The following is a 25,644-nucleotide window of genomic DNA, read 5'->3' on the forward strand; positions in this document are numbered from 1 at the left end:
CTCTACAGTCCCGACTGTGCCAGTGATTGCTGGCGTAATGGGCCGGGCGCGCGGGAGGCGGCATGGCGAAGCACGAGCACGTACGGGTGGCGGTGATCGGATCGGGGTTCGGCGGCCTGGGAGCCGCCGTCCGGCTGCGCCGCGAGGGAATCACCGACTTCGTGGTCCTGGAACGGGCCGACTCCGTGGGCGGCACGTGGCGGGACAACAGCTACCCCGGCTGCGCCTGCGACGTCCCGTCCCACCTCTACTCCTTCTCCTTCGCGCCCAACCCCGACTGGCCCCGGACCTTCTCCGGACAACGGCACATCCGGGCGTACCTGGAGCACGTCACCGACACCTTCGGCATCCGCCCCCACCTGCGGCTCGGCCACGAGGTGCTGCGGATGGAGTGGGACGCCGAGGCGCTGCGCTGGGAGATCGAGACCAGCCGGGGCGCCTTCAGCGCCGAGGTCGTCGTCTCCGCCACCGGGCCGCTCTCCGACCCCAAGATCCCCGACATCCCGGGGCTCGCCGACTTCCCCGGCAAGGTCTTCCACTCCGCGCAGTGGGACCACGACTACGACCTCACCGGCAAGCGCATCGCCATGATCGGCACCGGCGCCTCCGCCATCCAGATCGTGCCCGCGATCCAGCCGCGGGTCGGGAAGCTGACCCTCTTCCAGCGCACGCCCCCCTGGGTCATGCGCCGCATGGACCGGGCCATCACGGGACCCGAGCGCTGGCTCCACCGCACCCTGCCCGTCACCGGCACCCTCCGCCGCGGTCTCCTCTGGGGCATCCGCGAACTCCAGGTCGGCGCCTTCACCAAGCACCCGAACGAGCTCGGACTCGTCGAGAAGCTCGCCAAGGCCAACATCGCCAAGTCCGTCAAGGACCCCGCGCTGCGGGCCAAGCTGACGCCCTCGTACCGCATCGGCTGCAAGCGGATCCTGCTGTCCAACACCTACTACCCGGCGGTCGCGCAGCCCAACGTCGACGTCGTCGCCGCCGGCCTCCGCGAGGTCCGCGGCTCGGTCCTCGTCGGCGCGGACGGCACCGAGACCGAGGTCGACGCCATCGTCTTCGGCACCGGGTTCCACGTCACCGACATGCCCATCGCCGATCGGGTCGTCGGCGCCGAGGGACGCACGCTCGCCGAGACGTGGAAGGGCGGCATGGAGGCCCTGCGCGGCGCCACCGCCGCCGGCTTCCCCAACTTCATGACGGTCATCGGCCCCAACACGGGCCTCGGGAACTCCTCGATGATCCTCATGATCGAGTCGCAGCTGAACTACATGGCCGACTACCTGCGCCAGCTGAACGTCCTGGGCGGCCGCGCCGCCCTCGCCGTCCGGCCCTCCGCCGTCGGCGCCTGGAACCGCAAGGTGCAGGCCCGCATGGAGCGGACCGTCTGGAAGTCCGGCGGCTGCGAGAGCTGGTACCTCGACGCCAACGGACGCAACACCACCCTGTGGCCGGGCACCACCGGCGAGTTCCGGCGCGAGACCCGGCAGGTCGACCTCTCCGAGTACGAGGTCATCCGCGCCCCCAGGACCGCGCCCGCCGGCAAGACCCCCACCCCGCGCAAGAAGGAGGCCGCCCAGTGAGCCGCCACCTGACCCCGCTGCCCGAGTCCCGGGCACTCACCGCCGTCTCCGCCGACGGCTCCCGCGTCCACGTCGAGGTGTACGGCCCCGAGGGCGCGCCCGCCGTCGTCCTCGCCCACGGCTGGACCTGCTCGATCGCCTTCTGGGCCGAGCAGATACGGGCCCTCGCCGCCGACCACCGGGTCATCGCCTACGACCAGCGCGGCCACGGCAGGTCCCCCGAGCCCGGTCCCGGCGGCTACTCCACGACGGCGCTCGCCGACGACCTGGAGGCGGTGCTCGCGGCCACCCTCGGACCCGGCGAACGGGCCGTCCTCGCGGGCCACTCCATGGGCGGCATGACGATCATGGCCGCCGCCGGACGCCCCGGGCTCCGGCAGCACGCCGCCGCGGCCCTGCTCTGCTCCACCGGGCCCTCGCGGCTGACCGCCGAGGCCACCGTCGTCCCGCTCGGACCGGGGGCGCTGCGCAGCCGGCTGACCGCCGCCGTCCTCGGCGCGAAGGCCCCGCTCGGCCCGGTCAACGCCGTCTCGAAGAAGGTCCTCAAGTACGCGACGATGGGACCGGGATCGGCGCCCCACCGCGTCGAGGCCTGCGCCCGGATCGTGCACGCCTGCCCGCGCGGCGCCCGCCACGGCTGGTCACAGGTCCTCGCCGGCCTCGACCTGGAACAGGGCGTGCGGGAACTGCGGCTGCCGGTCGCCGTGCTCGTCGGCACCGCCGACCGGCTCACCCCGGCCGCCCACTCCCGTGCCATGGCCGAGGCCCTCCCGCACTGCACGGGCCTCGTCGAGCTCCCCGGCACGGGCCACATGACGCCGGTGGAGGCCCCGGAGGCCGTCACCGCACAGATCCGCGAACTGACCCTGACGTACCTGGGCGTCAAGGAGACCGAGGAGGCAGAGGCATGAGCAGGGTGAGCCTGGAAGGACAGGTCGCGGTCGTCACCGGAGGGGCGCGCGGGGTCGGCGAGCTGCTGGCGCGCAAGCTCTCCGCGCGGGGCGCGAAGATCGCGCTGGTCGGTCTGGAGCCGGAGCAGCTGAAGGAGGTCGCCGGGCGGCTGCACACGGAGGCCGACTGGTGGCACGCCGACGTCACCGACCACGAGGCGATGGCGAGGGTCGCGGCCGAGGTGAAGGAACGCTTCGGGAAGGTCGACGTCGTCGTCGCCAACGCCGGTGTCGCGGCGGGCGGTCCGTTCGTCGAGTCCGACCCGGGCGCCTGGCGGCGGGTCATCGAGGTCAACCTCATCGGCGGCGCCGTCACCGGCCGCGCGTTCCTGCCCGTCCTCATGGAGTCCCGCGGGTACTTCCTCCAGATCGCGTCGCTCGCCGCCCTCACCCCGGCCCCGATGATGACGGCGTACTGCGCCTCCAAATCGGGCGTCGAGGCCTTCGCGCACAGCCTGCGCGCCGAGGTCGCGTACAAGGGCGTGAAGGTCGGCGTCGGCTACCTCTCCTGGACCGACACGGACATGGTGCGCGGCGCCGACCAGGACGACGTGATGAAGGAGCTGCGGCAGCGGCTGCCCTGGCCGGCGAACCGCACATACCCGCTCGGCCCGGCCGTCGACCGGATCGTCGCGGGCATCGAGCGGCGCTCCGCCCACGTGTACGCGCAGTGGTGGCTGCGCGGGATGCAGTCGGTCCGCGGCTACCTGCCCGGCATGATCGCGACCGTCGGGCAGCGCGAGATGCGGCGCTTCGAGCCGCGCCTCGGCTCGGTCCCCAAGGGGCTCGTGGGCGCCGGCGGCGCGGCCGACGAGCAGGAACGGACGGAGGGAACCGCCGCGCGGTAGCCCTGCGTGACTGATCGACATGCGTGGAGTGTTTGCCCGTGCAAGGCTGGTCGAGGCCGGAGAGGCATACCGCCCCGGCCGTCCCTCACCCTTCTAGGAGTGAAATTCCATGGGTATGCAGGACCAGTTCAAGGACAAGGCGCAGAAGCTCTCCGAGCAGGCCAAGCAGGCCGCGGGCAAGGCCAAGGACCAGGCCTCCCAGCGTGCCTCCCAGAGCCGCGACCGCTCCGAGGAGGAGACCCGTCGCGCCCAGCAGGAGGCCCAGGCCCGCATGGACCAGGACCGCGGCGCCTGACGTCGCCCCGTCCTTGAAGAAGGCGCCCCCGGCATGCCGGGGGCGCCTTCGCGTGTGCGTACGACCGGTCAGGCGACGCTGTTGTACGGGCCGCCGCCGAAGGTCAGGGCCGCGAGCTGCGCGCCGAGCAGCGGGGTCTGCCAGTCGCCCGTGCCGCGGTAGAGGTACTGGCTCGTCGCGCCGAAGCCGACCAGGTCGGGGCGTCCGTCCCGGTCGGCGTCGCCGACGCCGACCAGGTGCTGGTACGCGTTCCAGCCGCCGCCCACCTTCGTACGGGCGGCGAAGGTGCCGTCGCCCTTGCCGAGGTACTGCCACAGGACACCGGCCGTGTCCCGGGCGTACAGGTCGCCGGCCGCTCCGCCCGCGACGTTCCCGACGGCGGTCAGCTGGTTGTAGACGCCCCAGCCGTTGCCGATCTTCTTCCGGGCGCCGAAGGGCGCGCTCGCCGAGCCCGTGCCCGGGTACAGGTACAGGTCGCCTGCCTTGTCGGTGGCGACCAGGTCGGCCCGGCCGTCCCCGGTCAGGTCGCTGCCGCCGGCGATCTGCGCGTACGTCTGCCAGCCCGTCCCGATCTTCGTCCGGGCGCCGAAGCCGCCGAGCCCGTTGCCCTGGTACAGCCACAGGGCGCCCGAAGGCTCCCGGGCGATGACGTCCCCGACGGTCGAGCCGCCGACGTCGCCGGTCGCCTCGATCCGGTCGTAGACCTGCCAGCCCGTCCCGATCAACTGGTGCGGGTCGGCCTGCAGCTGGGTGCCGTACGCGGTGTCGGCCCGCCACAGCCGGCCGGAGCCGTCCCGGAGGAGGAGGTCGGGGGCGCCGTTGTCGTCGAAGTCGTGCGGCTTGGGCGTCCGGGTGACGGTGAATCCGCCGGAGGCGGTGTCGCTCGGGCCGAAGCCGTTCTGCGGACGGGCGGTCAGCTGCCAGGTGTAGTCGCCGTTGTACTCGCCCTGCCAGTCGAACGTCGTGCTCGGCTTGTCCTGCGGGGAGTCGTGGAACGTCTGGGTCTGCCCGGTCCGGGTGTGCCGCACGGTGAGCGTGACGTCCGCGCGGGTCCGGGACAGGTTCCACGTGAACCGCGCGACCCCGGCGTTCCTGTCGAGGTCGACCGTCCCGGGGACGTCGTTGCCCGTGATCTTCAGCGCGGTGGGCTCGCCGGTGGACGCCACCAGGGTGACGACCGGGTCCTCCGCCCCCGTCGCCGTGATCTTGTACATGCCCTCGACGCCGCCCTCGGCGAGGCTGCCGCCCCGCACGTAGAAGCTGCCGTCACCGGCGGTGGCGGCCGACGTCAGGTGGTCGAGCAGCTTGACGCTCCTGCCCGAGGCCGGGTCGTGGGCCGTGACCTCGGTCAGCGGGCCCGGGCCGTAGGTGAGGCCGCCGGGCTTGCCGTACACGACCCAGCCGCCGACCAGGCCGACCTTCAGGGCGCTCGCCTCGGCGGCGACCGGGATCTTGCGGACGGTGTCCGCGGCGCGGTCCAGGAGGACGACCGCCGGCTCGGGGGCGTCGAAGCCGGTGGTCCAGGCGACGTGGGTGGAGGAGACGGCCTTGATCTCGGCGCCCGCCGGGAGGTCGTGGATCTCCCCGACCGCAGCGGTGGCGAGGTCGATGAGACCCCACTTCCGCACGCCGCCGACGGTGAACTGGACGAGGGCGTCGTCGGGGGTGCCGGGCTGGACCGTGAGGGAGGCGGCACCCTCCGGCAGGCCGGACACGGTGACCTTGCCGCCCGCCAAGGTGTGCTGGCGCAGGGCGGTGCCCGCGGTGGTGAACACCGCGTTCGCGGCCGAGCCGGCGTACTGGGGTGTGCCGGTCAGCGGATCGGTGGCGACCTCGAGGATCGACAGGGTGGTCAGATCGCGGAGCGTGACCTTGTAGTGGTCGGTGTAGACCAGGAAGTCGCCCGTCCGGGACGACCTCAGGTAGGTACGGCTCCCCCAGCCCTGTCCCGTGCCGCCCGCGTACGAGTACAGACCCTTCGAGAGGCCGTCCGGGGACTGGGTGAGGAATTTCTTCACCCCCGCGTCGGCCAGCTGAGCGGTCTTCGAGAACGGAATCGGCTCCGTGGCGGCCTCCGCCGCCGCGGCCGTCCGGACGGCGGGAGCAGCGGCCGCGGGGACCGCCAGGGTGCCCGCGCCGAGGGTGACGGCGAGGACGGTGGTGACGGCGGCGACGAGGCGCCGACGGTTCGAGCGGGCGTGAAGCACGTTCGCATTCCTCCCAGAGCACTGGCGCACCGTGCGCCACACCGATTACGACTCATGAGGAAACGAAAAGTTGTACGCGAACGCGACCGGATGTTCGTACCGTGATCGTCATGGCCGTACTTGAGCGACTCCGATCCGACCACGCGCCCGCGCTGCTCGCCTTCGAGCGGGAGAACCGGGCGTGGTTCGCCGACCGAGTGCCCGACCGGGGGGACGCGTACTTCGAGGAGTTCGACGACAGGCACCGGGAGTTGATCGAGGCGCAGGAGGCGGGGGAGATCCACTTCCACGTGCTGGTCGCCGAGGGCGGGGACATCGTCGGGCGGGTCAACCTGGTCGACGTGGACACCGGCGCGGGCAGCGCGGAACTCGGTTTCCGGCTCGCCGAGAAGGCGACCGGGCAGGGGTTCGCCACCCGGGGGGTGCGGGAGGTGTGCCGGCTGGCCGTCGACGTGTACGGGCTCAGCCGGCTGACCGCCGTCGTGGCCCTGGGCAACACCGCGTCGAGCGCCGTGCTCGCCCGGGCCGGCTTCGGGGCCGTGGGCGGCGTGACGCTCGATGACGGTGAGCCCGGCACCGCCTACGAACTGGACCTGTCGGCCGGCTAGGCGCTGTCCGGCCTCGGCGGCAGTTTCGGGCGGGAGCGGTCGGGGAGGCCCTCGTAGCCGGGAGGGCTGGCGGCGGGGGTCTCGGCGAGCAGGTCGAGGGCGATGTGGACGGCGTCGTCGAGCTGGGCGTGCCGGCCCTCGGCCCAGTCGAGGGGGGTGCGGAGGACGGCGAGGTCGGGTTCGACGCCGTGGTTCTCCAGGGACCAGCCGTACTCGGGGAACCAGGCCGCGTTCATCGGGACGGTGATCTGGGTGCCGTCGCCGAGCCGGTGACGGCCGGTCATGCCGACCACCCCGCCCCAGGTGCGCTGCCCGACGACGGGTCCGAGGCCGAGCAGCTTGAACGCGGCGGTGATCATGTCGCCGTCGGACGAGGTGGCCTCGTCGGCGAGGGCGACGACGGGGCCGCGGGGGGCGTTGGAGGCGTACGCGACGGGCTGGGCGTTGCGGGTGAGGTCCCAGCCGAGGATCTTGCGGGTGAGCTTCTCGACGACGAGTTCGCTGATGTTGCCGCCGGCGTTGCCGCGGACGTCGACGATGAGCGCGGGCCGGGAGACCTCCATGCGCAGGTCGCGGTTGAACTGGGCCCAGCCGGAGCCGCCCATGTCGGGGATGTGCAGGTAGCCGCAGCGGCCGCCGCTGACCTCCCTGACCACGGCACGGCGTTTGGCGACCCAGTCCTGGTAGCGGAGCGGGCGTTCGTCGACGAGGGGGACGACGGCGACGCGGCGGGCCCGGCCCTCGCCCTCGGCGGGCGTGAAGGTGAGCTCGACGGTGGTGCCGCCGGTGCCGGAGAGCAGCGGGTAGGGGCCGGCGACCGGGTCGACGGCCCGGCCGTCGACGTGGGTGAGGACCGCGCCCTCGCGGATGCCGGTGCCGGCCAGCGGGGAGCGGGCCTTGGAGTCGGAGGACTCGCCGGGCAGGATCCGCTTCACCGTCCAGCCGGCCTCGCGGGGCACGAGGTTGGCGCCGAGGAGGCCCATCGGCCGCTGGTAGTGCGGCGGTCCCTCGTTGCGGCGGGCGGGCGTGACGTACGCGTGCGAGGTGCCGAGCTCGCCCATGACCTCCCGCAGCAGGTCGGCGAACTCGTCGGGGGAGGAGACCCGTTCGACGAGCGGCCGGTACTGGTCGAGGACGGCCTCCCAGTCGACGCCGCCCATCCCGGGCTCCCAGAAGTAGGCGCGGACGATCCGGCCCGCCTCGTCGAAGGCCTGCCGCCACTCGGCGCCGGGGACGACCTCGTGGAGGATGCGCCGCAGGTCCAGGTAGACGGTGGAGTCGCCGTCCCCGGACTCGGTGGCCGGGACCGCCCGCAGCTCGCCCTCGTCGGCGACGACGAGCCGGGTGCCGTCGCCGCTGACCGCGAACCAGTCGAGGTCCTTGGCGAGTTCCGTCCTGCGGGCCTTGGTGATGGTGAAGTGCTCCAGGGTGGGGCGGCCCGAGGTGTCGGCCGGGTTGGCGAAGGTCTCGCCGAGCGCGCCGGAGATGGGCCAGCGCAGCCAGACCAGGCCGCCGCCGCTGACCGGGTGCAGGGCGGAGTACTTGGAGGCGGCGACCGGGAACGGGGTGACGCGGTCGGGCAGCCCCTCGGTCTCGACGGTGACCGTGCCGTCCCCGGTGTCCGTCTCGTCGTCGGCCGGGTCGAGGCCGCCGGCCGCCGGCCGCCCGTCGGGGAGCAGCGCGAACGGCGAGGGCGTGGCGGAGGAGAGCGGGACGAGGTAGGGGCGGCAGCCGAGCGGGAACGACAGGTCGCCGGTGTGCACGTCGTACACCGGGTCGAAGCCGCGCCAGGACAGGAAGGCGAGGTAGCGGCCGTCGCGGGTGAAGACGGGGTTCTCGTCCTCGAAGCGCCCGTTGGTGACGTCGACGACGGTACGGGCGCCGGGGCCGGAGATGCGGGCCATCTTGATGGAGCGCAGGGAGCGGCCGATGCCGGGGTGGGACCAGGTGAGCCAGTCGCCGTCGGGGGAGAAGGCGAGGTCGCGGACGGGCCCGTTGACGGACCTGATCAGTTCGGTGACCTCGCCGTTGGACTCCTCGGTGGCGTCGAGCAGCAGGAGCCGGCCGTCGTGGGAGGCGATGGCGAGCCGCTCGCCGTCCGGGTCGGCGATCAGTTCCTCGACCCGGCCGAGACCGCCCGAGGCGAGCCGGCGCGGCGGCCGGTCGCCGCTGGCGCGGGGCAGGTAGGCGACCTCGACGGCGTCCTCTCCCTCGGCGTCGGTGACGTACGCGACCTGGCCGCCGCTGCCGAGCATCTCGGGGAGCCGGACGCGCACGCCCGGCTCGTCGATGATCGTGCGGGCGGGGCCGTCGCGGTGCGTCAGCCAGTACAGGCTGCCGCGTACGGAGACGGCGCTGGCCCGGCCGGTCTCGTCGACGGAGAGCGCGTCGATGTGGTGGGCGGCCGGCACCTGGTAGGGGCGCCGGCCGACGCGCTGGCCGCCGAGCCTGACCTCCAGCTTCCGGGGCCGCGAGTCGGCGGTGAGGGCGTCGACGATCCACAGCTCGCCGGCGCACTGGTAGACGACGCGGCGGCCGTCGCTGGAGGCGTGCCGGGCGTAGAACTCGTCGTGGTCGGTGTGGCGGCGCAGGTCGGTGCCGTCGGGCAGGCAGGAGTAGAGGTTGCCGATGCCCTCGTGGTCGGAGAGGAAGGCGATCCGCCCGTCGACCGCCATGGGGCAGTCGAGGTGCCCCTCGATGTCGGCGAGGAGTCGCTCGCCGTGCAGCCAGAGGCGTCCGGTGGCGCCGCCCAGGTACCGCTTCCAGGCGGCCGGCTCGTGCGGCGGTTTCCCGGTGAGCAGGAGGGTGCGGCGCTCCGCGCCGTTGCCGCCGGCGTCGGTGTGGCCGCAGACGACGGAGTCGTCGGTGACGGCGATGTCGGAGACCGGGCCCCAGGGCATGCGGAGGCCGGGGGAGCCGTCGGTGGGGACGGTGTAGGCCCAGGAGTAGTACGAGAACGGCTGCCCGTGCGAGGAGACGGCCAGGATGTCGGACCGGCCGTCCTTGTCGGGCGGCGTCCAGCCGCAGACCCGGGTGTCCGTCGAGCCCCAGTAGCTGAGCCGCCGGGCGGGACCGCCGTCGACCGGCACGAGATGGATCTCGGGGTCGAGGCTGCGCCAGTTCGTGTACGCGATGTGGCGGCCGTCCGGCGAGAAGCGCGGATGGCCGACCCGCGTGCGGTCGACGGTGAGTCGCCAGGCCCGGCCGGGGCTGTGCCCCTCGGCCGCGAGCGGGGCGATCCAGAGGTCGTCCTCGGCGGCGAAGCACAGCAGGTCGTCGTGGAGGTGCGGAAAACGGAGATACGCGACGTCGTCACTCACCTCCCCATGCTTTCCGCGGAGAGGGGGTCAGGCAACTCGTACGTGTATGCGGGCGTCTTCACCCGGGGGACGTTCGCGTGGGGGCGGGGGTGGTTCGGGGGTGGCCGAGCGTGGGATCGGGGCGGTCCGGTGGGGCTCGGGCCTGCTCGCGGGCCGCTCGGGGGCGGGTCGGGAGTGGCTCGGATGTGGTCCAGGACACGTACGAAACGGTTTCGTTTCGCTGACGGCGTGGGTATCTTCGTACTGTACGAAACCGTTTCGTTCGGATCGGAGGCCGTTCATGGCACGCAGCAGACTCACTCCCGAGCGGGAGTCCGAGCTGTACGCGGCCGTGCTCGACCTCCTCCGCGAGGTCGGCTACGACGCCCTCACCATGGACGCCGTCGCCGCCCGCACCCACTCCAGCAAGGCCACCCTCTACCGCCAGTGGGGGAGCAAGCCCGAGCTGGTCGCCAGGGCGCTCCGCGCCAACAAGCCGGCCGACCTCTCCGAGATCGACACCGGCTCGCTGCGCGGCGACTTCCAGGAGATGGTGGCGCGGACCGACGACTGCCAGATGGAGAAGGACTCCGCGCTGATGCGGGGCCTGGCCCATGCCGTCCACACCAACCCCGAACTGCACCGGGCACTGCGCGAGTTGCTCATCGAACCCGAGATGAACGGCTTCGACGAAGTGCTGAACCGAGCGGTCCGCAGGGGAGAGGTCGACGCCGGCAACCCGGCGCTGAAGCTCATCCCGCACATGCTGATCGGTGCGTTCATCGCCCGGCCGCTGATCGACGACCTGCCGGTCGACCACGCGTTCCTCAGCGCGTACGTCGACGCCGTCGTGCTCCCCTCACTCGGCGTCTGACCCTCCGCCTTCCCCAGGCGGACCGCGCGACCCGCACCACCCGCGCGACCCGCACCGCCCGCGCGACCCGCACCGCCCGTACGACCAGCACCACCTGTACGGCGAGCACCACCCGCGCGACCCGCACCGCCCGTACGACCAGCACCACCCGTACGGCGAGCACCATCGGCACCACCCTTACCACCTGACATCGCACCGCTCACGACGTCGGGCCGGCTCCCCATGTCCTGTCCCACCCACACTGGGAGTACGCCCCCGTGGCCATGTTCCTGTACAAGCTGGGCCGTTCCGCCTTCCGGCGCCGTCGGCTCGTCGCCCTCCTCTGGGTGGCCCTCCTGGCGATCGCCGGGATCGGCGCCGCCACCGCGCCCGTCGCCACCTCCAGCTCCTTCTCGATCCCCGGCACCGAGGCCCAGCGCGCCTTCGACCTGCTCGAAGAGCGCTTCCCGGGCGGCGGCGCCGACGGCGCCACCGCGCGCGTCGTCTTCAAGGCGCCGGACGGCCAGAAGGTCACCGACCCGGCCCACAAGGCCGTCGTCGAGGAGACCGTCGCCGCGCTGAAGTCAGGCTCGGACCAGATCGTCTCGGTCGCCGACCCGTACACCGCGCACGCCGTCTCGCAGAACGGCACCACCGCCTACGTCTCCGTCGCCTACAAGGTCAACGCCATGGAGCTGACCGACGAGACGCGCGAGGCGCTGAAGCAGGCCGGCGAGAGCGCGCAGGGCAAGGGCCTGACCGTCGAGGTCGGCGGCGACGCCCTGCAGACCATGCCGGAGACCGGCGCCGGCGAGATCGTCGGCGTGGTCATCGCCGGCATCGTCCTGGTCATCACCTTCGGCTCGCTGGTCGCCGCGGGACTTCCGCTGCTCACCGCGATCATCGGCGTCGGCATCGGCGTCTCCTCGATCTCGGCGCTCGCGAACGTCCTCGACCTCGGCAACAGCACCTCCACCCTGGCGATGATGATCGGCCTGGCGGTCGGCATCGACTACGCCCTCTTCATCGTCTCCCGCTACCGCGCGGAGCTCGCCGACGGCCGGGAGAAGGAGGAGGCCGCGGGCCGCGCGGTCGGCACGGCCGGCTCCGCCGTCGTCTTCGCCGGACTCACCGTCGTCATCGCCCTGGTCGGCCTGGCCGTCGTCGACATCCCGATGCTGACGAAGATGGGCTTCGCCGCCGCCGGCACGGTCGTCATCGCCGTACTGATCGCGCTCACCCTGATCCCGGCGCTGCTCGGCTTCGCCGGCGACAGGATCGTCGGCCGCAAGCAGCGCAAGGGCCTGCAGAAGGACGACGGCAAGCCGAACGGGGGCACCCGCTGGGCCCGCTTCGTCATCCGCCGTCCCGTGATGGTGCTGCTCCTCGGCGTCCTCGGCCTCGGCGCGATCGCGCTGCCCGCCTCCTCCCTGGAGATGGGTCTTCCGGACGACGGCGCCAAGCCGACGTCCACCACCGAGCGCCGGGCGTACGACACGCTGTCCGACGGCTTCGGCCCCGGCTTCAACGGCCCGCTGCTCGTGGTCGTGGACGGCGACAAGGCCGTCGCCGACAAGACGGTGTCCACCATCAAGGGCCTGGAGGGCTGGGCGGCGGTCACCCCGCCGACCCCGAACAAGGCCGGCGACGCCGCGATGATCACCGTGGTCCCGAAGGACCGGCCGTCCTCCACCGAGACCGAGGGCCTGGTCCACGACATCCGGGAGGCCACCGGCGACGACGTCCTCGTCACCGGCGCCACCGCGATGAACATCGACTTCTCGCAGAAGATGAACGACGCCCTGGTGCCGTACCTGGCCCTCGTCGTCGGTCTGGCCTTCGTCCTGCTGACGCTGGTCTTCCGCTCGGTCCTCGTCCCGCTGAAGGCGGCCCTCGGCTTCCTGCTCTCGGTGGTCGCGGCCCTCGGCGCGGTCGTCGCGGTCTTCCAGTGGGGCTGGCTCGGCAGCCTCTTCGGGGTCGAGCAGACCGGCCCGATCATGTCGATGATGCCGATCTTCATGGTCGGCGTGGTCTTCGGTCTCGCGATGGACTACGAGGTCTTCCTCGTCACCCGCATGCGGGAGGCGTACGTGCACGGCGAGCGGCCCGGCGAGGCGATCGTGACCGGCTTCCGGCACAGCGCCCGGGTGGTCGTCGCCGCCGCGGTGATCATGATCGCGGTCTTCTCCGGCTTCATCGGCATGACCGACCAGATGATCAAGATGATCGGCTTCGGCCTCGCCGTCGCGGTCCTCTTCGACGCCTTCGTGGTCCGCATGGCGATCGTCCCGGCCGTCCTGGCGCTCCTCGGCCACAAGGCCTGGTGGCTGCCGAAGTGGCTGGACCGGATCCTGCCGAACGTGGACGTGGAGGGCGAGGGCCTCGCCGCGCCGAAGGGCGAGGACGCGGGCCCGAAGCCGGACCTCGTGAAGGCCTGATCCGCGGGGTCGCGGGGGGTGTCCTGCCGGGGCCCGGCCTGACCGGCGCCCCACCCCCGGGCCCCCGGTTCGACCCGTACGCCGTCAGTGCGTCGTCATCGACGCGCCGGCGGCGTACGTGTGCCGGAGGAAGCGCAGCAGGGCAGTGGTGTCGAACTGGACGACGGTGACGCCGTCGGCGGTGTGGAGTTCGACGACGGTCTGGACGCGGCCGCAGGGCCAGACCCCGATGTCGCCGCGGCGGGTCGGGGCGCGCAGGCCGGTCTCCAGGAGGGCGCGGGGGAAGGACCACTCGACGGGGCCGGGGAAGCAGAAGCGGACCGTCGCGGGGGTGAAGGCCGGGTCGTAACGGAGGGACACCGGGACGGGGCGGGAGAGCGGGGCGTCGCTGATGATCCGTCCCTTGGCGTGGTCGTCGACTTCACGGTCGTGCGCGGCGGCCATCGGAGGCTCCTCACGTTTTGTCCTCTTATCGACTAACTGTCCCACTCCTTCCCGAGGGCCGCGCGGGGCATGCGTGAACGGCGTCGGGTGTGCGCGGGGTCACGTGCGTCCGTACGCCGTGGTTCTGTGACTGATGCGCTCTTGCAACCTCTTCGCAGGAGCGCTCTATCATTCGGGACGTGCATGTACCCGACGGATTCATCAACGCCCCCGTATCGGCCGCCGCCGGTGTCGTCGCCGCCGGCGCCGTCGCCGTCAGCCTGCGCGGGGCCCGCCGAGAGCTGGACGAGCGCACCGCGCCGCTCGCCGGGCTCGTCGCGGCCTTCATCTTCGCCGTGCAGATGCTGAACTTCCCGGTCGCGGCCGGGACCAGCGGACACCTGCTCGGCGGCGCGCTCGCCGCGATCCTCGTCGGACCCTGGACCGGCGTCCTGTGCATAGCCGTCGTCCTGCTGATGCAGGGCATCCTCTTCGCCGACGGGGGCCTCACCGCCCTCGGCGTGAACATCACCGTCATGGGCGTCGTCACCGTCGTCGTCGCCTACGCGCTCTTCCGCGGCCTCGTCCTCCTTCTGCCCCGCACCCGCCGCTCGGTGACCGTGGCGTCCTTCGCCGCCGCGCTCGTCTCCGTACCGGCCGCGGCCGCCGCCTTCACGCTCCTCTACGCCGTCGGCGGCACCACCGACGTACCGGTCTCCAAGGTCCTCACCGCGATGGTCGGCGTCCACGTCCTCATCGGCGTCGGCGAGGCCGTCATCACCATGCTGACCGTCGGCGCGGTCGTCGCCGTCCGCCCCGACCTCGTGTACGGGGCCCGCGGCCTCACCGCCCCGCTCAAGCTCCGCGTCGGCGGCGAACTGGTCGACGCCGCACCCGCCACCGCCCCGGCGACCGCCCCGGCCGGCTCCCCGAAGAAGCTGTGGATCGGCGGCCTGGTCACCGCCCTCGTCCTCGCCGGCTTCGTCTCCTTCTACGCCTCCGCCAGCCCCGACGGCCTGGAGAAGGTCGCCGCCGACAAGGGCATCGACAGCAAGGTCGAGGACCACGCGGCCGCCGACTCCCCGCTCGCCGACTACGGCGTCAAGGGCGTCGAGGCCCCCCGCCTCTCCGGCGGACTCGCCGGCGTGATCGGCGTGGGCGCGACCCTCGCGGTCGGCACCGGCGCCTTCTGGGTCGTCCGCCGCCGCCGTACGCACGCCGAAGCCGCGGCCTGACATGGGAGCGGGGCACGCGCACAAGCTCTACCGGCACGCACACTCGCCGGTCCACGAGCTGCCCCCGCACACCAAGCTCGCCGCCGTCCTCGGCTTCGTCGTGGTCGTCGTGTCCACCCCCCGCGAGGCCGGCTGGGCCTTCGGCCTCTACGCCGTGCTCCTCGCGGTCGTGGCGGCCGGGGCCCGCGTCCCGGTCGGCTTCCTGCTGAAGCGGCTGCTCATCGAGATCCCGTTCGTCGCGTTCGCGCTGCTCATGCCGTTCGTCGTGCCCGGCGAACAGACGACCGTCCTCGGGGTGTCGCTCAGCGTCCCCGGCCTCTGGGGCGCCTGGAACGTCCTCGCCAAGGGCACCCTGGGCGTCGCCGCCTCCGTGCTCCTCGCCTCCACCACCGAACTGCGCGCCCTGCTCCTCGGCCTCCAGCGGCTCAGGCTCCCGCCGCTGCTCGTCCAGATCGCCTCGTTCATGATCCGGTACGGCGACGTCATCACCGACGAGATGCGCCGCATGTCCGTCGCCCGCCGCTCCCGCGGCTTCGAGGCCAAGGGCGTCCGCCACTGGGGCGTCCTCGCCAAGTCCGCGGGCGCCCTCTTCATCCGCTCGTACGAGCGCGGCGAACGCGTCCACCTCGCCATGGTCAGCCGCGGCTACGCGGGCACCATGCCGGTCATCGACGAGGTCACCGCCACCCGCGCCCAGTGGGCCCGAGCCGCCGCGCTCCCGCTCACCGCACTCCTGATCTGCCTCCTGGGATGGACGCTATGACCCCGGCCCCCGCCCCCTCTCTCGAAGTCCGCGGCCTCGCCTACGCGTACCCCGACGGCCACCAGGCCCTCTTCGGCGTCGACCTGACCGTCGGGCGCGGCGAGCGGGTCGCCCTCCTCGGCCCCAACGGCGCCGGCAAGACCACCCTCGTCCTCCACCTCAACGGCATCCTCACCGGCGGCGCGGGCGGCGTCACCGTCGCCGGCCTGCCGGTCGGGAAGAAGCACCTCGCCGAGATCCGGCGCAAGGTCGGCATCGTCTTCCAGGACCCCGACGACCAGCTCTTCATGCCGACCGTCCGCGAGGACGTGGCCTTCGGCCCGGCCGCGGCCGGCGTCCGGGGCGCCGCACTCGAAGCCGTCGTCCGCAAGGCCCTCGACCGGGTCGGCATGGGCGCGTACGCCGACCGGCCGCCCCATCACCTGTCCTTCGGGCAGCGCCGCCGGGTCGCCGTCGCGACCGTCCTCGCCATGGAGCCGGAGATCCTCGTCCTCGACGAGCCGTCCTCCAACCTGGACCCGGCCTCCCGCCGCGAGCTCGCCGACATCCTCCGCTCCCTCGACGTCACCGTCCTCATGGTCACGCACGACCTGCCGTACGCCCTGGAGCTGTGCCCGCGCGCGGTCATCCTCAGCGAGGGCGTCATCGCGGCCGACGGCCCGACCGGGGACATCCTCGGCGACGAGGAGCTGATGGCCCGGCACCGCCTGGAGCTGCCGTTCGGCTTCGTGCCCGGCTCCGTCGCCTGACACCCCGGAATCCGCCGTCCGACGCCCACGTTGCACCATGGGAGCCGGTCGTAGGAGAGGAAGAGTGAGTCGGGTGGACGTCCAGGGCACGGTGGCGGCGGGCTGGGAGCCCGTCAGGGACGCCTTCCTGCGCAACTTCGCACAGCGCGGCGAGCGCGGCGCGGCCGTCGCCGTCCACCGCGACGGCGTCAAGGTCGTCGACCTGTGGGCCGGGACCAAGGACGCCGACGGCGAGGAGGAGGCCGGCCGGGAGATGTGGTCCGAGGACACCGCCCAGGTCGTCCGCTCGGCCACCAAGGGCGTCGCCGCCGTCGTGCCCCTGCTCCTGCACCAGCGCGGCCTGCTCGACCTGGACGCCCCCGTCGCCGCGTACTGGCCCGAGTTCAAGGCGGCCGGCAAGGACCGCGTGACCGTACGGCAGCTGCTCGCGCACCGGGCCGGCGTCCCGGTCGTCGACCGGCCGCTCACCCTCGCCGAGGCGATCGACCTCCCGACGGCCACCGCCGCCATCGCCGCCCAGGCACCGGTCTGGGAGCCCGGCACCGCCCACGGCTACCACGCCCACACCTTCAGCTGGCTGCTCTCCGGCCTCGTCCACCGGGTCACCGGCCGCACCATCGGCCACTGGGTGGCCGAGGAGATCACCGGCCCCCTCGGCCTCGACCTGTGGATCGGCCTCCCGGACGCGGAGGCCCACCGTGTCGGCCGGCTCGGCCCCGTCGAGGAGATCGAACCGGCCGACAGCGGCGCCCTCAGGCTCCGGCCCAAGCGGTCCGTCACCGAGGCGTACCAGGACCCCGGCTCCCTCACCCGGCGCGCCTTCGGCGTCATCGAGCCCGCGCCCGACGAGAACGACCCCGTCTACCGGGCCGCCGAACTCCCCGGATCGGCGGGCGTCGCCACCGCCCGCGCGCTCTCCCGCTTCTACGCCGCCACCCTCGGCCCCGTCGACGGCGCCGATCGCCTCCTGGCGCCCGCCACGCTCACCCTCGCCCGCACCGAGGAGTCCGCGGGCCTGGACGAGGTGCTGCTCGTCGGCACGCGCTTCGGCCTCGGCCACATGCTGCACGGCCCGGCCTCCCCGCTGCTCGGCCCGTCCTCCTTCGGCCACCCCGGCCGCGGCGGCTCCCTCGGCTTCGCCGACCCCGACTCCGGGATCGCCTTCGGGTACGTCACCAACGGCATGCGCAAGACGGTCACGGCCGACCCGCGCGCCCAGGCCCTGGTCCGGGCGGTCCGGGTCGCGGCGGCGTGACCCGCGGCGACGAGTAGGGTCGGGCGCCGGAGCACCGCACACGTCGCAAGGGGAGCAAGGCACATGACCGCCGAGCCGGTGAACACCACGCACGACGCGCCCGACACGGACACGCCCGGGAATCCCGGCGCGCCCGCCGCACACGCCACGTACGAGAAGCTGCTCGCCCTGCTCGACGAGCACGGCGCCTCCTACCGGGTGATCGAGCACGCCCCCGAGGGCGCCACCGAGGCGGTCAGCGCACTGCGCGGGCACGCGCCGGCCGAGGCGGCCAAGTGCATCATCGCCATGGTCAAGATCGGCAAGAAGGAGAAGCGCTTCGCGCTCGTCGTCGTCCCCGGCGACAAGCGCATCGACCTCGCGGCCGTGAAGGCGCTGTACGGAGGCACGTACGTGTCCTTCGCCTCCCCGGAGATCGCCGAGGAGCTCGCGGGCTCCCCGAGCGGCACGATCCTGCCCTTCTCCTTCGACGCGCGCCTCGACCTCTTCGTCGACCCCGGCCTGCTGGTCCACGAGGAGTTCTACTTCAACGCCGCCCGGCTCGACCGCTCCCTCGCCCTCTCCGCCGAGGACTACCGCGCGATCGCGGAGCCCCGCGTCGAGCGCGTCTCCACCGACTGAGCAGGGCCGCTCGCTCCCACCGGGCTCAGGCGACGGCCGGCGTGAGCGCCAGCACCATGCCGAGCCCGACGAGCACCGTGCCGATCACCTTGTTGAGGACGGCCTGCTTCCGCAACAGCCGCGCCCGCAGGCCCTGGTGGGAGAAGAAGACCGCGGCGAGACCGAACCACACCAGGTGCGCGAACGACATGAAGAGGCCGTAGCCGACCTGCTGGAAGACGGGGGTGTCGGCGCTGACGACCTGGGTGTACGTGCTCAGGACGAAGAGCATCGTCTTGGGATTGAGCGCGTTCGTCAGGAAGCCGGTGCGCAGCGCCCCCGCCCTCGACAGGTCGGCGCCGTCCGAAAGGTCGACGTCCACCTCGGACTTGGCGACGAAGGTCCTGTACCCGACGTACACCAGGTACGCCGCGCCGATCAGCTTCATCGCGGTGAACAGCATCGGCGACCGGCTCACCAGCAGGCCCACGCCGAGCATCGTGTACGTGACGTGGACGAGCACGCCCAGGGCGATCCCGACGGCCGCGAGCACGCCCGCCGTCCGCCCGTACAGATAGCTGTTGCGGACCGTCATGGCGAAGTCCGCGCCCGGGCTGATGACCGCCAGAACCGTGATGACCGCCACGGCGATCAGCTGCCCCATGTTCCCGCCCCCCGTCCGTCCGCACCCGAGCGGAGCGGACCCGTGACGCTAGTCGATCACCGGCCCGCCGCGCGAGGGCGAGGTGACAGAGTCGCGCCCTCTGGTGCGGACGGCGCGTCCGGTGCTGAGATCGGACCATGGAGCTCACACGGCGGTTCGAGGGGTACGCGGCACTGGTCACCGGCGCGGCGCGCGGCATCGGCGCGGCGACCGCGCGGCGGCTCGCCGCGGAGGGCGCCCGGGTCCTGGTCACGGACCTCGACGAGGAGGAGGCCCGCAGGACGGCCGCGGACGTCCCCGGCGCGGTGGCCCTGCGCTGCGACGTCGGCGACCGGGCGTCGGTGGAGGCGGCGGTCGCGTACGCGGTGGAGGCCTTCGGCGGCCTCGACGTCCTCGTCAACAACGCCTTCGCCCCCGTCGTCCCCGACTCCGCCCGCTTCGAGGACGACCCCGACGACGGCTGGGCCGGCCAGCTCGACGTCACGCTCCTGGGCGCCGTCCGCTGCTCCCGCGCGGCCCTCCCGCACCTCGCGGCGGCCGGCGGGCGCGGCGCCGTCGTCACCATCGGCTCCGTCAACGCCGAGGCGGACTTCGGCAACCACGCCTACAGCGCCGCCAAGGCCGGCCTCGCCTCCTTCACCCGCACCCTGGCCGGTGACGCCGCCCCGCGCGGCGTCCGCGTCAACCAGATCAACCCGGGCACGATCGCGACCACCGGCTGGGCCGGAAGGGAGGCCGAACTCGCCGCCCTCGCCGACCGCGTCTACCCCCTCGGCCGGGTCGGCGCCCCGGAGGACGTGGCCGCCGCCGTCGCCTTCCTCGCCTCCCGCGACGCCTCCTGGATCACCGGCACCGTCCTGCGCGTGGACGGCGGACTCCTCGCGGTGAACACCCACTTCGCGGAGGTACTGGGCGACTGAGGCGGCCCCGGCGGCCGGGCCGCCGAAAGAATTCCGTACCGGGGCGCAACCTCGGGAGGTGCCGCACGTCTGGTGGGTTGAAGGCGCCCTTCACCGCACGACCCAGACCGTGTTCCCTCACCACCTCGGGAGAGTCCCATGTCCGTCCGCGCCCGGATGAACCTCCGCACCCGTCCCCGGGTCCTCGGCGCCGTCGCCGCGGCCGCCCTTCTCCTCGGCGGCGCCTTCACCGCCCAGGCCGTCGCCGACTCCGCCCCGAAGCCGGCCCCGGCCGCGCCGGAGGTCGTGACGGCCCCCACGCCCGCGACGAGCCCGGCCCAGCCGGCCCCGGCCCGTCCTTCGGCCGAGCCGACCCCGGCCCCGGCCCCGCCGTCGGTCCGGCCGACCCCGGAGCCGACCCGGATGTCGGCCGAGCCGGCCCCGGCTCCGGCCCGTCCTTCGGCCGAACCGACTCCCGCCCCGGCCCCGCCGTCGGCCCGGCCGACCCCGGAGCCGACCCGGATGTCGGCCGAGCCGGCCCCGGCTCCGGCCCCGGCCGAGCCGTCCTCCGAGGCCGCCCCCACGGTGATCCACCCGGGTGCCGGAACCTCGAAGTAGCAGCACGCGTGGGGCGGGCGGGCGAACCGCCCGCCCGCCCCCGATCCCCTGGAACGAGGCCCATGCAGTACGCGATACCCGCAGCGCCCCCGTCGTGGTGGTCCCGCCTGCTCGTCCGTCTGTCGGGAGCCGAGGACGTGCCGGTGATCCGGCCCGGCCGGCACCTGCGCGCGCTGCCCGCGGTGGACGACGACGAACGGCCGCCCACGCTGACCGAGTTGTACCGGGCGCGGCGGGTGGACATGGTGCGGCTCGCGCTGTTCCTGGTGGACGACCTGCACACCGCGGAGGACGTCGTCCAGGACGCGTTCGCCGCCGTCTGCCGTACGTACGGGACGTCGCTCGCGGGCCTCAAGGACCCCGGGGCGTACCTGCACACCGCCGTCGTCAACGCGGCCCGTTCCGTCCTGCGACGCCGTCGGACCGCCCGCGCGTACACCCCGCCGCACCAGGGCGCCGGACCGCCCGTCGACGAGGCCCTCCTGCTCGCCGAGGAGCACCGCCACGTCCTCGACGCGCTGGCCCGGCTCACCCAACGGCAGCGCGAGGTCCTCGTCCTGCGCTACTGGTCCGAACTGACCGAGGCCCAGATCGCCCACACGCTCGGTCTCTCCCGGGGCACCGTCAAGTCCACCGCGAGCCGTGCCCTCGACGCGCTGGAGAAACTGCTGGAGGCGACGTCACGATGACCGGCCACCCCACCACCGAGGCCCGCCTGCGTGCCGCCCTCGTCGCCCGCGCGTCCCTCGTCACGCCCCACGGCCTCCGTCCCGCCGCCCCTCCCCGGGGCCGCGCCTGGGGCACCCGCCGGGTGTACGGCCTGGCCCTCACCGCCCTCGGCACGGCCGCCGCCGCGGCGGCCGTCTACTTCCTCGCCCTGGCCCCGGGCACCCCCGTGCACCCGGTGCCCGTCCCGCCGGCCCGCACCCCCGTCGTCGGCGACCCCCGACCGGCGACCCCGCCCCCCGCACCGACGGCTCCTTCGGTCACGCCCCAGGCCGAGGGCCCCTCGCCCACAAGTAGTTAGACAGGCGAAGGTTTTGCTTACATAATCCTTAGACATGGGAAAGACTTATGAACGCATAGACGGACGGCTGCGCACCTTCATCGAGCAGCAGCCGATTTTCTTCACCGCCACCGCCCCGCTGGACGGCGACGGCACGGTCAACCTCTCTCCCAAGGGCCTCAAGGGCTCCTTCGCGGTGCTCGACGAACACCGCATCGCCTACCTCGACTTCGCCGGCAGCACCGCCGAGACGGTCGCCCACCTCCGCGAGAACGGCCGGATCACCGTGATGTGGTGCGCCTTCCAGGGCCCGCCCAACATCGTCCGCGTACACGGCCGCGGCGAGCCCGTCTTCCGCGACGACCCGCGCTTCCGGGAACTGCTCGCGCACTTCCCGGACATCGACCCGTCCCTGCACGGCCTGCGCGCCGTCATCGTCGTCACCGCCGAACTCGTCCGCGACTCCTGCGGATACGGCGTCCCCTTCATGTCCTACGACGAGGACCGCGACCTCCACGGCAAGCGCTTCGCCCGCGAGGACGACGCCTCCCTCAGCGCCTACTTCGCCAAGAAGGACCACATCGCGCAGAGCATCGACGGTCTCCCGGGCCTGCCGCTCCCCCTGCCGCCCGGCGACTTCTGATCGGCCTCCCCCACTGCGAAGCGGGGTGTCGCGGGCGGCCCCCGGCGGGAAAGCTGGTGTGGGCGGACCTTGCCGTGGAGGGGGAGTCGGATGGGGCGTGAGGGGACGGCGGCGACTCGGGCGACCGGGATCGTGCCGAGGGGCGGCCGGCGGCCGAAACTCTGGGCGCTGCGCGGAGACCGTACGGGCAGCGGGCCGATCACCGAGGCGGAGTGCACCACGTGCCTGGACGGTTCCGGCGCGGCGGACGACGGACGCGGCCCCGCCGTGTGGTGCCTGGCCCACGCGCAGGAGACCGGCCACACGGGATTCCGCCGCATCCGCACCGACTTCTTCCGCGCCTCGTGCGACGGCACGGGCGCGGAGGCCGACGGCTGACGCGCGCCCGGGGCCGGCCCCGCCCGGCGGGGCGACCCGCTCCGGTGGGCGACCCGCGCGGGTGGGGCGATCCGCGCCGGTGGGGCGACCCGCTCCGGTGGGGCGACCCGCTCCGGTGGGCGACCGCGTCCGCCCGCACCGCCCGCCGGGCGGTCAGCCCGCGCGGAGCATCAGGCCGATGCCGACGACCATGAGGCCCGCGGCGGCGATCCGGGGGCCGCCGAAGCGCTCCTTGAAGAAGAGGGCGCCGATGGCGGCGCCCACGATGATGGAGGACTCGCGGAGTGCGGCGATCGGGGCGAGCGGGGCCTTCGTCTGGGCCCAGAGGATGAGGCCGTACGCCGCTACGGAGAGGGCGGCGCCGAACAGGCCGCGGGCCGCGTACGGGCGCAGCTGCGGCAGCAGGGCGGCGCGGCGGGTCCAGAGGGCGTACGCCGGGATCGCCAGACCCTCCATGATCATCAGCCAGGCGACGTAGCCGAGCGAGCTGCCGGAGGCGCGGACCCCGACGCCGTCGACGACCGTGTAGAGGGCGATCGACAGCCCCGTGGCGCCCGCGGCGAGGAGTGCCGGCCAGTGCGGTCGGGTGTCCTTGCCCCGGATGCCCCAGAGGGCGAGGCCGGTCAGGCCCGCACACGCCACGGCCACACCGAGGAGCTGCCAGCCGCCGGGGACCTCGTCGAGGAACACGGCCGCGAGGGCGGTCACGACGAGCGGGGCCGAGCCGCGCGCGATCGGGTACATCTGGCCGAAGTCGCCCAGCGTGAACGAGCGCATCAGCAGGGCGTAGTAGCCGATGTGCAGGAGCGCGGAGGCGATCAGGAACGGCCAGGCGCCGGCCGCCGGCAGCGGGACGAAGAAGGCCGCGGCCACGCCGATCAGCGCGCCGCCGCCGGAGATCAGGGTGAAGGAGAGCAGCTGGTCCTTGATGCCGTGGGCGATCGCGTTCCAGCTGGCGTGGGTGACGGCTGCGACGAGGACCGCGAGGGTGACGACCGGGGTCACGCCGAGGGCTCGCGGACGTCGACCAGGGCGGCGCCGGCGTGGGCCACCAGCGTCTTCGGGTCGAGCGCGAAGACCGTGTGCGGGGTGCCCGCCGCCGCCCACACCACGTCGTGTTCGAGGATGCCCCGGTCGGCGAGGACCCGGGTCCGCGTCCGGTGTCCGAAGGGCGGCACGCCCCCGATCGCGTACCCGGTGGTCTCGCGCACCACCTTCGCGTCGGCCCGGGTGACCTTCCCGGCGCCCAGCTCCTCCCGCACCCGCTCGACGTCCACCCGCGACGCCCCGTCCATCAGCACGAGGACCGGCACCCCGTCGGCCGCGAAGATCAGCGACTTCACGATCTCCGCGACCCGGCACCCGATGGCGTCGGCGGCCTGCCGGGCGGTGCGGGTCTCGTCAGGGAACCGGCGGACCTCGACGTCGAGGCCCACGTCCCTCAGGGCTGCGGCGAACTGCGGATGCGCGAGAGCGGTGGCGTCGTCAGCGGTCGTCATAACGGCACGCTAGCGGTCGTTGTACGGACCACGCGACCTGGTTCCACGTTCCGGGATGCCGTGCGTTCCGGGATCTCCCGCGTTCCGGGATCCCGTGCGTTCCGGATGCCTGACCTTCCGGGCCCCCACGTCCGGATGCCCGGCGTTCCGGGTCCCCCGCGTTCCGGTTCCTCCCCGTCAGCCCGCGCGCAGGACGCGGGCGACGACCGGGCCGGCCGCGTCGCCGCCGTGACCGCCGGCCTCGACGACGGCGGCGGCGGCGAGGTCGCCGGAGTAGCCGGTGAACCAGCTGTTGGAGGTGGCCTGGTCACCGACCTCGGCGGAGCCGGTCTTGGCGCCCTTGGGGGAGGGGACGCCGGCCATGACACCGGTCGCGGTGCCGCGCGGGCCCGTCGCGGCCGCGTTCATCATCCGGCGCAGGCCCGAGGCGACCTCGGGGGAGAGCCGCTCGGCCTGGGCGAACTCGCGGTCGTCGAGCGCCCGCGCCACCAGGTACGGCTGGAGGAAACCGCCGTTCTTGACGGTCGCGGAGAGCGAGGCGACGTTCAGGGCGCTCATCGTGATCTTGCCCTGGCCGATGTACGAGGCGGCCGTCTCCACGCCCTGCGACTCCGGCACGCTGCCGTCCGACGTGGGGATGCCGACCTGCCAGTCCAGGCCGATGCCGAAGGAGCGGCGGGCGGTCTCGCCGAGCGCGGTGTTCTCCTCGTCCTTCTCGCTGAGCGGCTTGACCGCCTTGATGAAGGCGGTGTTGCAGGAGCGGGCGAAGGCGTCGGTGAGGGTACCGCCGTCGATCTCGAAGTCGTCGAGGTTGTGGAAGGTGTAGCCGTACCAGGGGACGGTGGACGGACACTCGACCCGGCTGCCGGGGCCCGCCAGACCCCGCTGCATCATCATCGTCGCCGTGACGATCTTCATCGTCGAGCCCGGCGCCTGCTTGCCCTGGAAGGCCGTGTTGAAGCCGCCGGCCGGGCTGTTGGCGACGGCCCGTATCGCGCCGGTGGACGGCTCGATCGCGGCCACCGCCGCCGTGCCGTACGCCTTCACCGCCTTCTCGGCCGCCGCCTGCACCTCGGCGTCGATGGTCGTCTCCAGGACGCCGGGCCTGCCCTTCGTCAGCACGAGGAGCGTGGTGTCGGGGACCGTCGAGCTGCCGGAGTCGATCCGGGTCTCGACGCCGCTCGTGCCGCCGGCCTTCGCGCCGTACCGCTTCCGCAGCTCGTCCAGGACCGGCCCGAGCGAGGGGTACTTCTCCGCCGTCAGCTCCTTGCCGTCGCGGTCCACGGCCTTGACGGAGGCGGTCGACGCGACGCCCGTGCGGAGGGTGCCGTCGGCGGTGAGCTTCGGGTGCAGCACCGACGGCAGCCATCCGACCAGCGGCCGGCCGGTGGTCTCGCCGCGGACGACGGTCAGCTCGGAGGCGTACGACCAGGGCTTGGAGACGCCCTCGAAGGTGACCGTCGCCTTCACCGTGAACGGCACCTTCGGTCCGACCGGCGCCCCCGGCGTGATGGTGGCCTCGGAGACGCGCGCGCCCTCCCGGAAGCCGAGGACGGCGGGGCCCGCCGCGACCGGGTCGTTCGTCAGCTGCGCCGCCCGGTCCGACTCGCCGGCCGCCCAGGCCGCCAGGAAGTCCCGCGCGGTCGACGTCACCTCCTCGGCCGTCACGGGTCCCGTCCGCGGCGCGGCGTCGGCCTTCGTGCCGATGTCCGATCCGCCTCCCGTGAGGCCGTTCCAGAGGTTGTGGCCCCCGTAACCGACACCGCTCGCCACCACGGCGAACACGCCCCCGACGATCGCGACCTTGACCCCACTGCGCATGGCT

General features: G+C 73.4%; 24 protein-coding genes. 17 read left to right on the forward strand and 7 right to left on the reverse strand.

Annotated features, from left to right (window positions below; genetic code table 11):
- Positions 1–62 precede the first annotated feature (62 nt).
- The 4 genes from AC067A_RS19815 (at position 63) to AC067A_RS19830 (ending at position 3,682) form a co-directional block, all read left to right on the forward strand.
- Positions 63–1,589, forward strand: coding sequence for a flavin-containing monooxygenase (locus AC067A_RS19815; RefSeq protein ID WP_479243773.1), 1,527 nt, complete (start codon positions 63–65; stop codon positions 1,587–1,589).
- Positions 1,586–2,500, forward strand: coding sequence for an alpha/beta fold hydrolase (locus AC067A_RS19820; RefSeq protein WP_479243774.1), 915 nt, complete (start codon positions 1,586–1,588; stop codon positions 2,498–2,500). Before AC067A_RS19815 ends, AC067A_RS19820 begins: the two co-directional genes overlap by 4 nt.
- Positions 2,497–3,387 carry an SDR family oxidoreductase gene (locus AC067A_RS19825; RefSeq protein WP_479243775.1) on the forward strand — a complete coding sequence of 297 codons (891 nt, stop codon included), beginning with the start codon at positions 2,497–2,499 and terminating at the stop codon, positions 3,385–3,387. Before AC067A_RS19820 ends, AC067A_RS19825 begins: the two co-directional genes overlap by 4 nt.
- A 109-nt stretch (positions 3,388–3,496) precedes the next feature.
- On the forward strand, positions 3,497–3,682 hold the full coding sequence (locus tag AC067A_RS19830; protein WP_479243776.1) for a hypothetical protein: 186 nt from the start codon (positions 3,497–3,499) through the stop codon (positions 3,680–3,682).
- 68 nt (positions 3,683–3,750) lie between these two features.
- On the opposite strand, the gene AC067A_RS19835 is transcribed toward AC067A_RS19830, so the two are convergent.
- Entirely contained in the window at positions 3,751–5,889 is a 2,139-nt protein-coding gene (locus AC067A_RS19835; protein WP_479243777.1) for an FG-GAP-like repeat-containing protein, read from the reverse strand.
- A gap of 110 nt (positions 5,890–5,999) precedes the next feature.
- Here AC067A_RS19835 and AC067A_RS19840 point away from each other — a divergent pair, with 110 nt between their 5' ends.
- On the forward strand, positions 6,000–6,497 hold the full coding sequence (locus AC067A_RS19840) for a GNAT family N-acetyltransferase (RefSeq protein ID WP_479243778.1): 498 nt from the start codon (positions 6,000–6,002) through the stop codon (positions 6,495–6,497).
- Here AC067A_RS19840 and AC067A_RS19845 read toward each other — a convergent pair.
- A complete protein-coding gene (locus AC067A_RS19845) occupies positions 6,494–9,817 on the reverse strand; it encodes a S41 family peptidase (RefSeq protein ID WP_479243779.1) in 3,324 nt (1,107 codons plus the stop codon). The genes AC067A_RS19840 and AC067A_RS19845 overlap by 4 nt on opposite strands.
- Before the next feature lie 280 nt (positions 9,818–10,097).
- On the opposite strand from AC067A_RS19845, the gene AC067A_RS19850 reads away from it, so the two are divergent.
- Together AC067A_RS19850 and AC067A_RS19855 are read left to right on the forward strand one after the other, a co-directional pair.
- Entirely contained in the window at positions 10,098–10,670 is a 573-nt protein-coding gene (locus AC067A_RS19850) for a TetR/AcrR family transcriptional regulator (RefSeq protein ID WP_479243780.1), read from the forward strand.
- Positions 10,671–10,927: 257 nt separating this feature from the next.
- Positions 10,928–13,087 (forward strand): MMPL family transporter, encoded by a 2,160-nt coding sequence (locus AC067A_RS19855; RefSeq protein ID WP_479243781.1) that lies wholly within the window; start codon positions 10,928–10,930, stop codon positions 13,085–13,087.
- Between the two features lie 84 nt (positions 13,088–13,171).
- Here the strand turns inward: AC067A_RS19855 and AC067A_RS19860 are convergent, their stop codons facing one another.
- Complete coding sequence (locus tag AC067A_RS19860) at positions 13,172–13,531, reverse strand: SsgA family sporulation/cell division regulator (RefSeq protein WP_479243782.1); 360 nt, start codon at positions 13,529–13,531, stop codon at positions 13,172–13,174.
- A gap of 179 nt (positions 13,532–13,710) precedes the next feature.
- On the opposite strand from AC067A_RS19860, the gene AC067A_RS19865 reads away from it, so the two are divergent.
- The 5 genes from AC067A_RS19865 to AC067A_RS19885 all read left to right on the forward strand — a co-directional run bounded on the left by AC067A_RS19865 (position 13,711) and on the right by AC067A_RS19885 (position 18,133).
- On the forward strand, positions 13,711–14,745 hold the full coding sequence (locus AC067A_RS19865; RefSeq protein WP_479243783.1) for an energy-coupling factor ABC transporter permease: 1,035 nt from the start codon (positions 13,711–13,713) through the stop codon (positions 14,743–14,745).
- 1 nt (position 14,746) lies between these two features.
- Positions 14,747–15,508, forward strand: a complete 762-nt coding sequence (gene cbiQ / locus AC067A_RS19870; RefSeq protein WP_479243784.1) for a cobalt ECF transporter T component CbiQ — start codon at positions 14,747–14,749, stop codon at positions 15,506–15,508.
- Entirely contained in the window at positions 15,496–16,257 is a 762-nt protein-coding gene (locus AC067A_RS19875) for an energy-coupling factor ABC transporter ATP-binding protein (protein WP_479243785.1), read from the forward strand. The genes cbiQ and AC067A_RS19875 overlap by 13 nt, the downstream gene beginning before the upstream one ends.
- A 37-nt stretch (positions 16,258–16,294) precedes the next feature.
- Positions 16,295–17,512, forward strand: a complete 1,218-nt coding sequence (locus tag AC067A_RS19880) for a serine hydrolase domain-containing protein (RefSeq protein WP_479243786.1) — start codon at positions 16,295–16,297, stop codon at positions 17,510–17,512.
- A gap of 63 nt (positions 17,513–17,575) precedes the next feature.
- Positions 17,576–18,133, forward strand: coding sequence for a YbaK/EbsC family protein (locus AC067A_RS19885; RefSeq protein ID WP_479243787.1), 558 nt, complete (start codon positions 17,576–17,578; stop codon positions 18,131–18,133).
- A gap of 25 nt (positions 18,134–18,158) precedes the next feature.
- Here the strand turns inward: AC067A_RS19885 and AC067A_RS19890 are convergent, their stop codons facing one another.
- Positions 18,159–18,776 (reverse strand): LysE family translocator, encoded by a 618-nt coding sequence (locus tag AC067A_RS19890; protein ID WP_479243788.1) that lies wholly within the window; start codon positions 18,774–18,776, stop codon positions 18,159–18,161.
- 137 nt (positions 18,777–18,913) lie between these two features.
- On the opposite strand from AC067A_RS19890, the gene AC067A_RS19895 reads away from it, so the two are divergent.
- The 5 genes from AC067A_RS19895 to AC067A_RS19915 all read left to right on the forward strand — a co-directional run bounded on the left by AC067A_RS19895 (position 18,914) and on the right by AC067A_RS19915 (position 22,320).
- Positions 18,914–19,696, forward strand: coding sequence for an SDR family NAD(P)-dependent oxidoreductase (locus tag AC067A_RS19895; RefSeq protein ID WP_479243789.1), 783 nt, complete (start codon positions 18,914–18,916; stop codon positions 19,694–19,696).
- Between the two features lie 138 nt (positions 19,697–19,834).
- Positions 19,835–20,293, forward strand: coding sequence for a hypothetical protein (locus AC067A_RS19900; protein WP_479243790.1), 459 nt, complete (start codon positions 19,835–19,837; stop codon positions 20,291–20,293).
- A 62-nt stretch (positions 20,294–20,355) separates the two neighbouring features.
- On the forward strand, positions 20,356–20,982 hold the full coding sequence (locus tag AC067A_RS19905) for an RNA polymerase sigma factor (protein ID WP_479243791.1): 627 nt from the start codon (positions 20,356–20,358) through the stop codon (positions 20,980–20,982).
- Between the two features lie 372 nt (positions 20,983–21,354).
- Positions 21,355–21,942, forward strand: coding sequence for a pyridoxamine 5'-phosphate oxidase family protein (locus AC067A_RS19910; protein ID WP_479243792.1), 588 nt, complete (start codon positions 21,355–21,357; stop codon positions 21,940–21,942).
- Positions 21,943–22,032: 90 nt separating this feature from the next.
- Positions 22,033–22,320: a DUF7848 domain-containing protein gene (locus AC067A_RS19915; RefSeq protein WP_479243793.1), complete on the forward strand. Its 288-nt coding sequence runs from the start codon at positions 22,033–22,035 to the stop codon at positions 22,318–22,320.
- Between the two features lie 153 nt (positions 22,321–22,473).
- Here AC067A_RS19915 and AC067A_RS19920 read toward each other — a convergent pair whose 3' ends face one another.
- The 3 genes from AC067A_RS19920 to AC067A_RS19930 all read right to left on the reverse strand — a co-directional run bounded on the left by AC067A_RS19920 (position 22,474) and on the right by AC067A_RS19930 (position 25,640).
- The gene (locus AC067A_RS19920) at positions 22,474–23,325 is read right to left on the reverse strand and encodes an EamA family transporter (RefSeq protein WP_479243794.1); all 852 of its coding nucleotides are present in this window, start codon (positions 23,323–23,325) and stop codon (positions 22,474–22,476) included.
- The gene (locus AC067A_RS19925) at positions 23,322–23,819 is read right to left on the reverse strand and encodes a YbaK/EbsC family protein (protein WP_479243795.1); all 498 of its coding nucleotides are present in this window, start codon (positions 23,817–23,819) and stop codon (positions 23,322–23,324) included. Before AC067A_RS19925 ends, AC067A_RS19920 begins: the two co-directional genes overlap by 4 nt.
- Positions 23,820–23,996: 177 nt before the next feature.
- Positions 23,997–25,640, reverse strand: coding sequence for a penicillin-binding transpeptidase domain-containing protein (locus AC067A_RS19930; protein WP_479243796.1), 1,644 nt, complete (start codon positions 25,638–25,640; stop codon positions 23,997–23,999).
- Between the last annotated feature and the right edge of the window lie 4 nt (positions 25,641–25,644).

It is taken from the genome of Streptomyces sp. NPDC043176, from assembly GCF_056436715.1.